The 14,844-nt window shown below is 74.6% G+C and carries 13 protein-coding genes; 1 reads left to right on the forward strand and 12 read right to left on the reverse strand.

Annotated elements, in window-relative coordinates; translation table 11 throughout:
• Positions 1-91: 91 nt before the first annotated feature.
• The 12 genes from KJS59_RS04980 to KJS59_RS05035 all read right to left on the reverse strand — a co-directional run bounded on the left by KJS59_RS04980 (position 92) and on the right by KJS59_RS05035 (position 13,572).
• On the reverse strand, positions 92-631 hold the full coding sequence (locus tag KJS59_RS04980) for a DoxX family protein (protein WP_213451104.1): 540 nt from the start codon (positions 629-631) through the stop codon (positions 92-94).
• Between the two features lie 186 nt (positions 632-817).
• Entirely contained in the window at positions 818-2,362 is a 1,545-nt protein-coding gene (locus tag KJS59_RS04985) for a hypothetical protein (RefSeq protein ID WP_213451105.1), read from the reverse strand.
• Positions 2,359-3,573: an ATP-binding protein gene (locus tag KJS59_RS04990; protein ID WP_213451106.1), complete on the reverse strand. Its 1,215-nt coding sequence runs from the start codon at positions 3,571-3,573 to the stop codon at positions 2,359-2,361. Before KJS59_RS04990 ends, KJS59_RS04985 begins: the two co-directional genes overlap by 4 nt.
• A 116-nt stretch (positions 3,574-3,689) precedes the next feature.
• Positions 3,690-4,493, reverse strand: coding sequence for an LppU/SCO3897 family protein (locus KJS59_RS04995; RefSeq protein ID WP_213451107.1), 804 nt, complete (start codon positions 4,491-4,493; stop codon positions 3,690-3,692).
• Positions 4,494-4,748: 255 nt separating this feature from the next.
• On the reverse strand, positions 4,749-5,363 hold the full coding sequence (locus KJS59_RS05000) for a hypothetical protein (protein ID WP_213451108.1): 615 nt from the start codon (positions 5,361-5,363) through the stop codon (positions 4,749-4,751).
• Entirely contained in the window at positions 5,360-5,806 is a 447-nt protein-coding gene (locus KJS59_RS05005) for a hypothetical protein (RefSeq protein ID WP_213451109.1), read from the reverse strand. Before KJS59_RS05005 ends, KJS59_RS05000 begins: the two co-directional genes overlap by 4 nt.
• Positions 5,803-6,327, reverse strand: coding sequence for a hypothetical protein (locus KJS59_RS05010; protein WP_213451110.1), 525 nt, complete (start codon positions 6,325-6,327; stop codon positions 5,803-5,805). The genes KJS59_RS05005 and KJS59_RS05010 overlap by 4 nt, the downstream gene beginning before the upstream one ends.
• A gap of 458 nt (positions 6,328-6,785) precedes the next feature.
• Positions 6,786-9,995 (reverse strand): UvrD-helicase domain-containing protein, encoded by a 3,210-nt coding sequence (locus KJS59_RS05015; protein WP_213451111.1) that lies wholly within the window; start codon positions 9,993-9,995, stop codon positions 6,786-6,788.
• Between the two features lie 30 nt (positions 9,996-10,025).
• Positions 10,026-11,315: a metallophosphoesterase gene (locus KJS59_RS05020; protein ID WP_213451112.1), complete on the reverse strand. Its 1,290-nt coding sequence runs from the start codon at positions 11,313-11,315 to the stop codon at positions 10,026-10,028.
• Positions 11,316-11,329: 14 nt separating this feature from the next.
• Positions 11,330-11,605 (reverse strand): MoaD/ThiS family protein, encoded by a 276-nt coding sequence (locus KJS59_RS05025; RefSeq protein ID WP_213451113.1) that lies wholly within the window; start codon positions 11,603-11,605, stop codon positions 11,330-11,332.
• 3 nt (positions 11,606-11,608) lie between these two features.
• Positions 11,609-12,643 (reverse strand): GTP 3',8-cyclase MoaA, encoded by a 1,035-nt coding sequence (gene moaA / locus KJS59_RS05030; RefSeq protein ID WP_213451228.1) that lies wholly within the window; start codon positions 12,641-12,643, stop codon positions 11,609-11,611.
• Positions 12,644-12,666: 23 nt separating this feature from the next.
• Complete coding sequence (locus tag KJS59_RS05035) at positions 12,667-13,572, reverse strand: fructosamine kinase family protein (RefSeq protein WP_213451114.1); 906 nt, start codon at positions 13,570-13,572, stop codon at positions 12,667-12,669.
• 139 nt (positions 13,573-13,711) lie between these two features.
• On the opposite strand from KJS59_RS05035, the gene KJS59_RS05040 reads away from it, so the two are divergent.
• The gene (locus tag KJS59_RS05040; protein ID WP_213451115.1) at positions 13,712-14,809 is read left to right on the forward strand and encodes a DUF4192 domain-containing protein; all 1,098 of its coding nucleotides are present in this window, start codon (positions 13,712-13,714) and stop codon (positions 14,807-14,809) included.
• Positions 14,810-14,844: the final 35 nt, after the last annotated feature.

The following is a 14,844-nucleotide window of genomic DNA, read 5'->3' on the forward strand; positions in this document are numbered from 1 at the left end:
CTCCGGCGTTACCCGACCGTGTCCTAGACCACACCGGTTCGCGATGTTTGGCATGATCCAGCGGTGGCGTGTGCCGTCACGGTATGTCATCTCACCTGGGTAGATACCGCCCGGCGCCGCGGACCGCCAGCCGGGCCTCCCGTCGCGCCGTGTGCGCCGCGCGCCGCGCCGACTTCGACGTGCGCTCCATCGCGTGCGCGGTGCGCCAGCGCACCCCCGGCCTGCCCTCGGTGTCGACCGCGGCGAGCATCAGCCCGCCGAGCACCGCCAGGTTCTTGAGAAACTGGGTCTGCTGCTGGCTGCGCTGCGCCTTGTCGTCGTACTCCCAGAAGGCGTGCCCGGCGATGGTGGTCGGCACGATCGACCCGGCCAGCAGCGCGGCGGCCGGACGGGTGAGGCGGCCGCTGGCGAGCAGGACCCCGCCGGCCAGTTGGGCGGCGCCGTTGAGCCGCACCAGGCCGCGCGCGTCGGCCGGCAGGCTCGGGTGGATCTGGCGCACGGCGGGACCGACCCGGTCGGTCACCCTCTTCGCGCTCGCCGCGACCCGGTCGGGGTCGGCGAGCGACCGGGCCCCGCTGGCCACGAATATCCCGCTCAGCAGCATGCGGGCGGCGGTTCGGACCGGCTTCATGCGGGCGCTGTTACCCGCGTCACCGCACTCCTAATCGCCCTCATCCCCACCGCACCCGCCGATCTTGGAGCTGCGGTGCCCGCTCGACAGCCCGGGGGCGAGTTCTTGGTACGACACACCACTTTTCTGGCCAGATCGGTACCAAGATCTCGCACCCGCGACCGCCACGGCTCCTGGCAAGGGGCGTCAGGCGGAGGCGGTGAGGGTCGCGTTGATGAGGGTGGCGAGGGGGCGGGCCGGTGCGGCGGGCGGCGGGCCGGCGGTGAGCGTCGCGGGGGCGCCGCCGGCGAGTTCCGCCGGGCGGCACAGGTAGTCCGCGGTGACGAGGAAGCGCCAGCGCGGGTCGCGCACGCAGACGCGCACCCCGCGCCGCTGGGCGCCGACGAGGAGGCCGGTCATCGCGGGCCAGGCGTCGTGGTCGAGTTCCAGGACGAGCGGGCGGCCGCCGGTGTAGGCGCGGACGGCGTCGACGGCGGCCGGGAGGGTCGGCTCGGCGTCCAGGGGGGCGACTAGTTGCGGGCTGCGCGCGGCGACCAGCAGCGCCGCCGCCAGCGCGGTGACCACCACCGCCGGAAGTAACCGCCGCGCCGGGGACCGCCGGTCGGCCAGCCACCTGGCGGCCCGGTCGGCGGTCACCGCGGCGGCCAGGGTCATGAGCAGCAGCGGGAAGGCCAGCGCGAAGTAGCCCACGTACGCCTGGGTGAGGTCGTCGATGCCGACGGCGGCGTACACGCCGAACTGGGCGGTGCCGGCGAGGATCGCCACCGGGCCGGTGCGGGTGACCGGGTTGCCCCGGCCGAGCAGCGGCACCGCGCCGAGAAGCGCCGCCCCGACCACCGCCCCGATCACCGGGCCGCCGGGCCAGAAGCCCAGCACGTACCGGGCCGCGGCCCCCGGCCCGTGCCCGCCGCCCGAGCCGCCGTACCCGAAGTACCGGCCGAACTCGCCCGGCCAGTGCAGGGCCAGGTTCACCGCGATGGGCAGCAGGAACAGCGCGATCACGGCGGCGAACAGCAGCCCGTCCCGCCGGGTGATCGACGCCGCGCCCCGGCGGTGCCGCCACCAGAGCGCGGCGAGTGCGCCGCCGGCCAGCAGCGGGACGAAGAACAGGAACTCGGCGTGCCCGTGTACCAGGAAGCCGCCGGCCAGGGCGAGCGCGGCGAGGTGGCGCCCCCGCCCGGCGGCCACCGAGGCGGCGGCCGCCAGCAGCAGCAGGAACGCGGGCGCGTACGCGAACGGCATCCACATCGAGGCCACGACGTGACCGTGGAAGGCCAGGTACCCCAGCGCGGCGGCGCTCCCGGCGAGGGCCGGCCCGGCCGAGTCGAACCAGGACCGCAGTATCGCGAGGGAGCCGGCGAGGAACGCGGCGGCCAGCGCCAGCATCGCCACCGCCTGGCCGTTCCACTCGGTGGGGACGGCGCCCAGCAGGTCCGCCAGCAGCCACTCACCGAACGCCTGCACGTAGAAGAAGGCCGGGCCGGGGTGGGAGAAGCCGAGCCGGGAGTAGTTGCCGACCAGCAGTTCGAAGTGGCGGGCCTGGTCCACGATGATCGAGTTGGCGGCGTAGTCCCCCCGCTCGTCGACCGCGGCGGTGAACAGCGACCGGTTGCGCACCAGCAGCAGGGCGAGCAGGCCGAGGAACGCGATGGGGAAGATCGGCACCCGGCGGGCCCGCCGGGCGGTGCTGGTTTCGGCCGCCGGCGCCGGCGCCGTCGCGATCGCGGTCATGGCTGGGTACGCAGGTAGCGGCCGAAGTGCGGGACGGTGAACGCGACCGTCCCCCGCTCGCCGGAGTAGATCAGCCCCTTCTTGATCAGCGCGTCCCGGGCGGGCGACAGGCTGGCCGGCTTGCGGCCGAGCGCGCGGGCGATCTCGGCGGTGGGCACGGCGGCGTCCATGTCCTGGCCGTCCGCGTCCGGGCCCTCGGTGGCCAGGGTCGCCATGGCGCGCATGTACTCGCGCTCGGCCGGGGTGGCCCGCTCGAAGCGGGAGCCGAAGAAGCCCACCGCCAGCTCCGCCTCCGCGTCCGGCGCGGCGACCCGCACGTCCGCCGCGGTGATCGGCGACCGGGGCGCGTGGTCCCACGTCGCCTTGCCGTACGCCTGCACGAAGTACGGGTATCCGCCGGACTGCTCGTACAGCACGTCCAGGGCCTTCTGCTCGTACTCGACGCCCTCCCGCTGGGCGGGTGCGCCGAGCGCCTGGTCCGCGGCGATCCGGTCGAGCCGGTCGATCCGCTGGTACCGGAACAGCCGCTCCGAGTAGGACTTGGCGGCCGAGAGCACCGCCGGCAGGTGGGGCAGCCCGGCGCCGACCACGATCAGCGGCGCGCCCAGCTGGGACAGTTCGTGGCAGGCGGCGCAGAGGGCGGAGACGTCGGTCGGGGCCAGGTCCTGCATCTCGTCGATGAACAGGGCGATGCCGGTGCCCACGTCGGTGGCGACCGTGGCCGCGTCGGTGAACAACTCGACCAGGTCGATTTCGATGTCCCCGGAGTCGGCCCGGCCGCTGGCCGCGGGCCCGTCGATGCCCGGCTGCCACCGCTCGCGCAGTTTGGCGTTGCTGGCGTTGGAGCGCAGCGCGAACGCCTTGAGTACGCCCAGGAAGGCGTCCACCCGGTCGGGCGCGCGGTGGTGTGGCGCCAGCTCCCGGACGGCCATGTGCAGGGCCGCGGCGACCGGCCGGCGCACCGACTGGTCCGGCCGCGCCTCGATCTTGCCGGTGCCCCAGAGCCGGTTGATCGCCTGTGAGCGGAGCGTGTTGAGCAGCACGGTCTTGCCGACGCCGCGCAGGCCGGTGAGCATGAGGCTGCGCTCCGGCCGGCCGCGCGCCACCCGCTCCAGGACCACGTCGAAGACCTCGAGTTCGCGCCCGCGCCCGGCCAGCTCGGGCGGGCGCTGCCCGGCACCGGGCGCGTACGGGTTTCGGACCGGATCCACGTCTGGCACCGTATCGGTGGATCTAGCTCCGGCGCTAGATACGGATAGATGGACCTACCGGCGTGTCCGCTCGGGTTTTCTTCACATCTCTAGAAGATTTACTAGATTCCCGTATATCAGCGTCGTTTCATGCAGAGCACGAAGTCCAGCGCGTCCAGCTGGCTGTCGAAGTAGTAGTGGTACTGGTAGCCGGGGACGCCCGAGCACTTGCCCTTGACATCGGTGGTGCCGTCGAACCGCGCCAGAACCTCGAACGTGCCCGGCGCGCACTTCACGATCCGGATCCTCGGGGTCTCGTCGGTGCCGTCGTTGCTGATGCACTGCCCCTTGACGGCGAACCGGCCCTCGGCCGAGGACTGCGGCTGCGGGCTGCCCCGGGTCGCCGGAGCGCTCTGCCCACCGGCGCTGGGCGTGGTGGTGCTGCCCACGCTGGGTACCTCCGCCCCGCCACCCTTGGCGATCAGGTACAGCGCCGTGGCGCCGCCACCCAGGACCAGCACCGCCAGCGCGACCACCAGCGCGACCGCCACCCCGCCCGGGCCGCGCCGCGCCGGCTGCTCCCACTCGGGCGCCGCAGCCGGCGGCTGGTACGCCGTGGGCGGGTACCCGCCGGCCTGTTCGTAGCGCTGCCCGCCATAGCCCGACCCGCGGGGATCTTCGTAGCGCGTCTGGTCGTAGCGCTGCTGCTCATGGCGCGGCTGCTCGTAGCGGGTGGGGTCGTACCGGGGCTGGTCGTAGCGCGGGGCGCCCTCGGCCGGCGGCGGCGCCTCGCCGCCCCAAGAGCCGCCGCCCCGGGAATTGCCGCCCCACGGGTCGCCGCCCCGGGAATCGCCACTCCAGGGATCGCCGCCCCGGGAATCGTGGTCGCCCCACGGGTCGGACGGCTGCCCGTACCGGTCCGGCGGGCCGTAACTGGACATCGCTCCTCTTTCCTGCGGTGGCGCCCGCGGTGGCGCCCCCACTCTGCCGGCCGACCCGGACTTCGGCCGCCTGCGCCACGGTAACCCCCGGTGGGAAACCTCCGGCCGCCCCGAACCGCGTCAAGTTGCCGACGCGAATACCGAAGATCAGCTACCCCGCCCGACGGCGGGTAGGCGGCCCCACCGGCTTACGAGGCCGGCGGGGCCCCGCCGTGCCCGCCACGACCGCACCGCTGCCGCCGCAGCGCGCCCTCCTCAGAGGAGGCGTAGCCGCTGTCGCTTCACCGCCTGCAACGCCACGCCCCCCAGGAACGCCGCAGCCGCCACCCCGGCCGCCACCGGCTTCTCGTTCAGGTTGTAGACGATGTTCTGCTCCCAGGGCACCAGGCCGGGAGTGCTGAACAGAGCCAGTACCCCGAACGTCCCCGCCCCCGCCACCACCGCCGGTACGAAGAAGGCGAGCACGAACCAGACGCCGACGGTCAGGCACCAGGTGGCGAAGAAAGCGCCGGGATCGACGGCGCCCGGCAACAGCGGCAGCGCCAGCCACGGAGTGAGTACCGCGACCACCGCAATCATGCCGACCCACAGCAGTTGAGCGGGGTGACGCCGCCGGGACCGGGTGGCCTCCAGGCTCGGGGCCTGGCTGGCGAGGAAACCGGCGAGCAGGCCGGCCGGCAACAGCATGAGGACGACGGCGACCGTGTCCAGGGCCGCGCTGCCGGGCGGTGCGAACTGGAGGCCGAGGGCGGACATGCTGAACCGGGCGGCGAACGCGACCGCCAGCCAGGTCACGGCGTACGCGGCCAGCCCGCGCCGGGTCACCCCGCGAGCGGCGACGTACGCGGTCAGGATCCCGACCGGCTTCATGACGGCGGCATGGCGGTGCAGGAGAGAATCGCCCGGGTCTGCGCGGCGAACCAGCCTTCCCGCCGGCCGCTCGGCATCGACCGGAATCGGTCGGCGGCGGCGGACAGGGCCGGGTTCTCCGCCAGCACCGACGTGACCCGCAGCTCGCCCGGGTAGTTGGTGCCGTCCTTGGGAAGACGGTTGACGGCCAGCCACCAGTAGTAGAGGAGAATCCCGGTCGTCATCCCGTCCTCGGTGCGCGTCGACCCCGTACTCAGGCAGTGGGAGAGGAAAAGCGCGAAGCCGAGGTTCGCGGTGAAGGCCGAGTCACCGATCTCGTGGGCGGGACTGGTGCAGCGCTTGACGATCGGTACCACGATCTCCGTGGCCGCGGCGGCGGGAGGGGCGCTACCGGTGAACCTCGTCGAATTCGCCATCAGGTTCTCGCCGGGGACGACGGTCACGCGGGACAGGTCGAGACCGCGGACCGTGGCCGGCGCACCCGCGGCGGTCCGTCGAAGCAGAGCGCGGCGTACTCGTCCGGCGCGTCGGCGCGTACCCCGGCCGTGAGGAGCACACCGGCGGCGGCGAACCCGGCGGCGAGGGTCAGCCCGTAGGCTGCCCGCTTCGCGCGCAGCAGCCAGCCGAGCAGTGCCGCGCCGGCGGCGGCCCAGAAGATCGCGCGACCGAGCAGGAGCGTGGCCGGCAGGCGCAGGTAGGTGCGGTCGACCTGGTCGACCCACAGGATGTCCGTGAAGACCACCTGGTTGCTGTACACGTCGGCATAGACCATGCACATGTAGATGACGTAAGGCGTCACGGCGCCCGCGATCGGGGCCACCGTGGCGGGGATGAGCCGGCCCACCACCGCCCCGATTCCCACGGCCATCGGTACCGACGCGACCGTGGTGAGCAGTTCCAGCACGTCGAGCCGGCCGTGGGTGGCGCTCGGAGCCGTCAGCCACCCGGCGTACGCGACCACCACGGCGTACCCGGCCAGGCTGCCCGCCGTGACGGCGATCAGATCGGCCCGGTGGACCCGGAACGGGCTACGCGAGGAGGCCAGCAGGGTGTCGTGATAGCGGTCGCGTCGTGGGGCGGCGCTGAGCCAGGCGGCAGCGCCCGCCGCGATGCAGGCCCCCCAGAGGGCCGCCCACCCGACGACCGCGCTGGTGCTGGGCCAGTGACCGACCCACCGCTCCGACTTCGACGCGATCGTGGCCGGGCCCTCTGCAGCGGTGAGTGCCGCGACGGCATCAGGGTGGTCTTGCCGGCGCCGTTGCGACCCAGCAGCACGGTGGCTCCGCGCCCGATGCTCAGGGTCACGTCGGTCAGCACGGCCTTCGAGCCGTACCGGAAAGCGACGCCTTCGATATCGAGCAAGCCAACTCCATCCGTCGTTAGCGGACAACGGCCGCCCGGGCCCGGTTGTGCTGCCGCACCTCAGAGGAGGCGGAGCTGGCGGTCCTTGGGGCGGCGCGGCTCGGTGTCGCCGAGGCGCTCGAACAGGCCCCGGTCGATCGCGTCGAGGAACGGCGACGGGCGCATGTCGCGGTCCGCGCCGAACCGGAAGCGGCTGCGCGAGTGGGTCACGTAGAGCCGGTCCTGCGCCCGGGTCAGGCCGACGAAGAACAGCCGCCGCTCCTCCGCCAGGTCGTCCTCCGCCGGCGGGCCGCCGCCGGGCAGGCGCAGCGGGAGCAGGCCGTCCTCGCAGCCGACCAGGAACACGACCGGGAACTCCAGCCCCTTCGCGGCGTGCAGGGTGAGCAGCGTGACCGCCTCGGCGCGCGGGTCGAGGGCGTCGACCTCGGCGCCGGTCGCGACCTGGGTGGTGAACTGCGCCAGGTCGGTGCCGCAGCGCCGGGCCAGCGGGGTCAGCAGGTCCACGCCGGACCAGATGTCGTCCTCGGTGAGCGCCGGGCCGGCCGGCGCGTCGAGGGTGGGTGCGGTGCAGCGCCGGGCGAGCACCTGGGCGGCCTGCCGCAGCCGCTCGGCCAGCGGACCGGAGCCGCCGGCGTGCCGCAGTTCGCGGACGATCGCGGCGGCGCCGGCGCGGTCGCGGAGCCGGTCGTGTGAGCGCTTCTGCACCGGGATGCCGGCCCGGCTCAGCGCCGCCACGATGGCGGCCGCCTGGGCGTCGGTGCGGTACAGCACCGCCACGTCGCCGAACGAGAGGGCGCCCGAGGGCGCCGCGCGGCCGTCCACCCGGCCCGAGTCCAGGGAGCGGTGAGACAGGCCGCCGACCAGTTCGTCCACGGTGCGGGCGACGAAGTCGGCCTCGTCGGCGACGGAGCCGGCCGGGTAGCGGCCGATCAGCGGCGCCTCCGGGTCCAGGCGGGCCGGGTCGAGGCGGCGCCCGGAGACCAGCGTCGAGGGGGCGATGGCCTGCACCGCGGCCGCCACGATCGGCGCGGACGAGCGGTAGTTGCGGGTCAGCCGGACCAGCCGGGCGTCGGTGAAGTCCTCGGAGAAGCGCAGGAAGTACCGCACGTCCGCGCCCCGGAACGAGTAGATGGCCTGGTCCGGGTCGCCGATCGCGCACAGGTTCCCGTCCCGGGGGCTGAGCTTGCGCAGCAGCTCGTACTGGGCCTCGTCGACGTCCTGGTACTCGTCCACGAAGATCCAGCGCCACCGCTCCCGGTACCGCTTCATCAGCGCCTTGTCCGCCTTCAGCAGCGCCAGCGGCAGCGTGACCAGCTCGTCCAGGTCGACCAGGTCGGCGGCGCGCAGCAGCTTCGCGTACGCCTGGTCGTCGTCGCCGGCCTCGGCGCGGGCCGCCTCCCGCTCGGTGTCGTCGGCGATCCGGAACTTCGGGCCGAGCCCGGCGGCCTTGGCGTTCTCCCGCAGGATGGCCAGGCCCAGGGAGTGGAACGTGGCGACCGTGACGTCCTCGGCGACCGGGCCGAGCAGGGCGTCCAGCCGGGCGCGCAGTTCCTCGGCGGCGCGCCGGGTGAACGTGATCGCCAGGCACTCCTCCGGGTACACGTTCAGCTCGGCGCACAGGTAGGCGATGCGGTGCGTGAGCGTGCGGGTCTTGCCGGTGCCCGGACCGGCGACGATGAGCAGCGGCCCGCCCGGCGCCGACGCCGCCACCCGCTGCATCGCGTCGAGGCGGTCCAGCAGGCCGGTGCCGACCTCCTCCATGCCGGCGAGCATCGGCTCGAACGGCTCGTGCGGGGAGGGCGGCGGGGTGATCGGGGGCGGCGGTGGTGCCTCGGCCGCCGGCTTCTTCGCCGGCTTCCGCTTGGGCGCGGCCTTCGCCGGTACCGGCTTGGTGGCGCGCTGCCCCGGCGCCGGCAGGTCGAACAGCGCGTCCGCCTGGCCGCCCAGCTCGCCCGGGGCGAACAGCCTGATGACGCCGTACTCGCCGTCGTAGCCGGCGGTGCGTCGCACCTCGCCCCGGCGCAGCCGGCCGATCGCCTCGGCCAGCGGTTCGCCGCCGGCCCGGCCCACCTCGTCCAGCGGCGCCGCCGTCAGGATCGCCAGTTCCGGCCCGAGCGCGGCGACCAGCGAGTTCACCTCGCCCTCGACGGTTTTGGACTTCGCGCCGACGCCGTGGATCTCGGCCAGCACCTCGTGCAGCTGGACCAGGTGGGTGACCCGCTTGGCGCCGGGCGCGACGGTGCCCTCGGGACGGTCCGCCAGATCCTCCACACGGGACAGCACGCCCACCGTCAGCGGGCGCTGGCACTGCGGGCACAGCCCGCCGGCCTCGCGGGTGCGGTGGGGCTCCCAGTTCACGCCGCAGGCGCGGTGCCCGTCGGCGTGGTACTTGCCCTCCTCGGGGAAGAACTCGATCGTGCCGTGCAGCCCGTCGCCGGTGCGCAGCGCCTCACGCACCGCGTAGTAGTCCAGGGCGCAGGTCAGCCGGGTCGCCTCGCGGGCCAGCGCGGCCGGCGAGTGGGCGTCCGAATTGGACACCAGCCGGTACCGGTCGAGGCTGGAGACCCGCCAGTTCATCGCCGGGTCCGAGGACAGCCCGGTCTCCACCGCGAAGATGTGGTCGGCCAGGTCGACGTAGCAGTCGGCGATCGCGTCGAAGCCGGACTTGGAGCCCAGCGCGGAGAACCACGGGGTCCAGATGTGCGCCGGCACCAGGTACCCGTCCGGGCTCGCCTCCAGCGTGATCTCCAGCAGGTCCCGCGAGTCCAGGCCGAGGATGGGGCGCCCGTCCGAGCCGAGGTTGCCGATCCGGCCCAGGGCCGCGTTGAACCGGGCGGCCGCCGCCAGGTCCGGCAGGTACACCAGGTGGTGGACCTTGCGGGTCCGGTCATCCCGCTTGTAGATCGTGGAGATCTCCACCGACAGCATGAACCGGGTCTGCGCCCGCTCCTCGGTGCTGGCCAGCCGCGGCGGCAGCGCCCGGGCGAGTTCGCGTTCGGCCTCCTCGGTCAGCCGGAACAGCCCGGGCTCGGCCGGCCGCAGCGACTCCCGCAGGTGGTCGAACCACGCCGGGTGGGTGAAGTCGCCGGTACCGAGCAGGTGCACGCCCTTGCGACGGGACCAGCGCGCCAGGTTCGGCAGCGTCAGGTCGCGGCTGCAGGCGCGCGAGTAGCGGGAGTGGATGTGCAGGTCCGCGACGAAGGGCGGGACTGACTCGACCGGCACCTCGACCGGCTCCGGACGAAAGGCGGGCACGCCGCATCCTGTCATGTCGGCGCCGGTCGGCGCGCGCCGCCACGCCTACCGTGTGCTCCGCAGCTCAACGAGCGTCACCTGCGGCGGCGCGCCGACCCGCACCGGCGGCCCCCAGAAACCGGCCCCGTTGGTGACGAACACCGGCATCCCGTCGACCCGCCCCAGCCCGGACACGACCGGCTGTTGCAGCTTCACCAGCAGGTTGAACGGTGCCAGTTGGCCGCCGTGCGTGTGCCCGGAGAGCTGGAGGTCGACGCCGCGCCGGGCGGCCTCGTGCGCCTGCACCGGCTGGTGCGCCATCAACACCACCGGGCGGGACGGGTCGCGCCCGGCCAGCGCCCGGTCGTAGTCCGGCGGGTCGCCCTGCTCGCCGCCGGTGGCGTCGTTCACGCCGGCCAGGTCCAGCCCGGCGATCTCCACCCGCTCGTTGCGCAGCACCCGCAGCCCGAGCCGGCCGACCTCCTCGACCCACTCGGCCGCGCCGGAGTAGTACTCGTGGTTGCCGGTCACGAAGAAGGCGCCCCGCCGGGAGCGCAGCGCGCCCAGCGGCTCGGCGGCGGGGCCCAGCTCGGCCACGGTGCCGTCGACCAGGTCGCCGACCACGGTCACCAGGTCCGCGTCCAGGCTGTTGATCTTCTCGACGATGCGCTCGGTGTGCGCCCGCCCGGCCAGCGGTCCGAGGTGAATGTCCGAGACGAGCGCGACCCGCAGCCCGTCCATCGAGCGCGGCAGCTTGGCGAGCGGGATCTGGACCCGGTTGAGCCGGGGCGGCCCCATCGCCGTGCGCACGCCGTACCCGACGGTGCCGGTCGCCGCGAGGCCGGCCATGATCGCCGCACCCCGGGAGAGCACCACCCGCCGCGGCACCGCCCCCGGCACGGGCGGCTCAGCGGGTACGGATGGCTCCGCCAGCACGGGTGGCGCCTGCTCGGCCACCGCCGCCTTGGCGGCGCCGTTACGCGGGCCCGCCGCGACCCCGGCGAGGCTCACGTCACCCGGCACGCCGCTGGAAACCGGGACGGCCGGGGTTGCCCGGCGGGCCCGGCGGCGCAGCAGCAGGCGCGCCACCAGCATCGGGATCTCCAGCACGAGCAGGCTGACCAGCAGGTAGAACATCAGCGCCAGCCAGATGAAGCCGGGCCAGGCGAGCCAGCCCGCACCGGCCCGGGTGCCCACCAGCGTCGCCGGCACCAGAAGTCCGCCGACCAGCACGGCCAGCCCCGCCACCCGGCGCCACCGGCCGGGGCGAATGGTGTCGCGGACGAGCCGCTTCCACAGGTACAGGTGGATGAGGACGACGACGAGCACCGCCGTCGCCAGGAAACCAATGATCACCGGGGGTCCATCGCTCAGCCGCCCGCGAAGGGGGGCAGCACGTCCAGGGTCGCGCCGGCCGGCAACGCCGCCTGCCGGTCCCGCCAGACCACCCCGTCCACGAGGAAGCTGGCGATCTCCAGTACCCGGCCGAGGGCGGGACCCCGGCGGGCGGTGAGGTCGGCGGCGAGTTTCTCCAGCGACCAGCCGGCCGGCGCGGTCTCCTCACCGACCCCCGCGGCGGCGCGGGCGCCCGCGAAGTACCTGATCGTGATCGTCGGCGACGCCCCGGACGACTCGGAACCGGACACCGCTCAGCCTCCGATTGCCGACATCGGCCGGCCGGGCTGGAGGAACGCGGGGTCGTCGATGCCGTGGCCGGCGCGCTTGCCCCACATGGCCACCCGCCAACGCTCGGCGAGTTCCTCGTCCGTGGCGCCGCCACGCAGGCCGGCGCGCAGGTCCGACTCCTCGCGGGCGAACAGGCAGGCGCGCACCTGGCCGTCGGCGGTCAACCGGGTGCGGTCGCAGTCGCCGCAGAACGGCCGGGTGACGCTGCCGATCACGCCCACCTTCGCGGGTCGGCCCGCCGCGTCGGCGTACCCCTCGACGAGCCACGTCTCGGCGGGCGCGCCGCCGCGCTCGGCCGGGTCGGGCAGGAGGGTGAACCCGGCCCGCAGCGCCGCCAGGATCTCCCCGCCCGTGATCATCGCGCCGCGGTCCCAGGCGTGCTGGGCATCCAGCGGCATCTGCTCGATGAAGCGCAACTCGTACCCGTGGGTCAGCGCGAACCGCAGCAGCGGCACTGCCTCGTCGTCGTTGACCCCCCGCAGCAGCACCGCGTTCAGTTTGACCGGGGTGAGCCCGGCATCCGCCGCGGCGGTGAGGCCGGCGAGCACGTCGGGCAGGCGGCGCCGGTGCGCGATGGCGTCGAAGCGCTCCGCGTGCAGCGTGTCCAGCGAGACGTTCACCCGGTCCAGGCCGGCGGCGCGCAGCGGGGCGGCCATCCGGGCCAGGCCGATCGCGTTCGTGGTCAGGGAGAGCCGGGGGCGGGGTCGCAGGGCCGCCGCGGCCGCGACGATCCCGGGCAGGCCGGGGCGCAGCAGCGGCTCGCCACCGGTGAACCGCACCTCGCGCACGCCCAACCGCTGAACGGCGACCCGGATCAGCCGGTTCACCTCGTCGTCCGTCAGGATCTCGGACTTCGGCAGCCAGGGCAGCCCCTCGGCCGGCATGCAGTAGGTGCAGCGCAGGTTGCACCGGTCCGTGAGTGATACGCGCAGGTCCGTGGCGATCCGGCCGAACCGGTCCACGAGCGCGTCGACGCGCGGCCGGGGCCGATCCACCATGGTCACCTCACCAAGCTAGCGCGTCACACCGACAAAAGCCGGCTCGCGGCTGCCACGACGGCCTCCCGGTAAGCGCCGCCGAACAGGGCAGTATGCACGAGCAGCAGGTGCAGCTGGTGCAGCGGGACCCGCTGCCACCAGCCGCCGGCCAGCGGCCACACCTCCTGGTACCCGGCGAGCAGGCGGTCCAGGTGCGGCACGCCGCCCCAGAGGGCCAGCGTCGCCAGGTCGGTCTCCCGGTGCCCGCCGTGCGCCGCCGGGTCCACCAGCCAGCCGCGCCCCGCCCCGCCGGGCTCGCCGGGAGCCGCCCACAGCACGTTCCCCGGCCACAGGTCGCCGTGGACGCGCGCCGGCGGCTCGGCGCCGCCGTACCCCTCGATCTGATCGATGATCCGCTCGACCAGCGCGACGTCGTCGCCGGTCAGCGCGTGGTTGTCGGCCGAGCGGCGCAGGTACGGCGCGAGCCGGCGCTCGGCGAACCACACCGGCCACGGCCCCCGCGAGGGCGTGTTGTCCAGCGGCAGCGACCCGATGTAGCCGGGCCACGACGCACCGAAGGCGTCCGCGCCGGCCCGGTGCAGCGCCGCCAGCTCCCGCCCGAGCCGCTCGGCGGCCGCCGAGGTCGGCGGCCCCGGCTCCACCCACTCCATCGCCAGCCCGTCGGCCAGCTCGGCCACCACCTCGGGTACCGGCGCCGCGTCGGCCGCGCGCAGCCAGCGCAGCCCGTTCGCCTCGGCCTCGAAGAACCCCTCCGGTTTCGGCGGGGCACCCTCCGGCCAGCCCTTCGCGAACAGGGACGCGCCGTCGTCCAGCGTCAGCCGCACCGCGGTGCAGATGCTGCCGCCGGGTACGGGTGTCTCGCGTATCCGCTGGTGGGTGCGGAAGGCGGTGAGGTGTCGCGGGTGCGCGCGCAGGTACGCCAGGTCCACGATGGGTGACGGTAACCCATGGCCGCGGTGGGCGAGCCGGGCTCACCTTCCGTGATCGGACATTTCGGTACTGGTCGGGCTGTGGAGGAGTTATCCACAGGGCCTGTCGAGGGGGTTGTACCCGGTCCAGGGTGAGGGCATGAACTCGTTCCCACCGCTCGACTCCGACTCCCGCGCGGCGGGCGGCGCACCGCTCGCCGGCCCCCAGCCGGCCGCCGCGGGTCCGGAGCGCGCCGCCCTGGCGGTCCGTGCGCCGGCGGACCTGCTCGCCGCCGTGCCCTACCTGCTCGGCTTCCACCCGGAGCGCAGCCTCGTGGTGACCGGGCTGCACGGGTCCCGGCTCACCTTCACCGCCCGGGTCGACCTGCCGCCCGCCGGGACGCCGACACGGGCCGTGCGCGCCCAGGCCCGGCACGCGGTCGCCGTCGTCGCCCGGCAGCGGGTGGAGGCCGCGCTGCTCATCGGGTACGGCACCGCCGAGGAGGTGGTCCCGCTGATGGAGGCGGTCCGGTCCGGGCTGGTGGAGCGCTCCATCGCGGTCGAGGAGGAGTTGCGTGTGGCGGGCGACCGGTACTGGTCGCTGCTCTGCTCGAACCCGGCCTGCTGCCCGCCCCAGGGCCGCCCGTTCGACCCGAGCGGCACCGTCGTCGCCGCGACCGCGACCCTGGCCGGCGAGGTCGCCCTGCCCGACCGCGCCGCGCTGGCCGCGCAGATCGCACCGCTGACCGGCGCCGCCCGCGCCGCCGCCGACCGGGCCACCGAGCGCGCCGACGAGCGGCTCTCCGCCCTGCTCGCCGCCGCCCGCCCCGCCGATCTGCTCGGCGGCCGGGCGCTGCGGGTGGCCGGGATGGCGGCGGTGGAGGAGGCCATCGCGCGGCAGCGGGCCGGGCGCCCGCTCAGCGACGACGACATCGCCTGGCTCACGGTCGTCCTGCTCCACCCGCCGGTTCGCGACCACGCGTGGGTGGCCACCACGGGCGAGGGGTGGGCCGTGGAGTTGTGGAGCGAGGTGCTCCGCCGCGCCGTCGAGGATCTCGTCCCGGCCCCGGCCAGCCTGCTCTCGTTCGCCGCCTGGCACGCCGGGCGCGGTCCGCTCGCGGGGGTGGCCCTTGAGCGGGCACTCCGCGTCGACCCGACCTACCCGTTGGCCCGGTTCATGGCGGACGTGCTCTGCGCCGGCGTGCCACCCGAATTGCTGGACGACCTACCCCGGCCCGCGACCCAGACCACCCCGTGACCCGCCGACCTTCGGACGCCGCCGGCCCCTGCCGC

This window comes from Rhizomonospora bruguierae (assembly GCF_018397995.1).
GTDB lineage: Bacteria > Actinomycetota > Actinomycetes > Mycobacteriales > Micromonosporaceae > Rhizomonospora > Rhizomonospora bruguierae.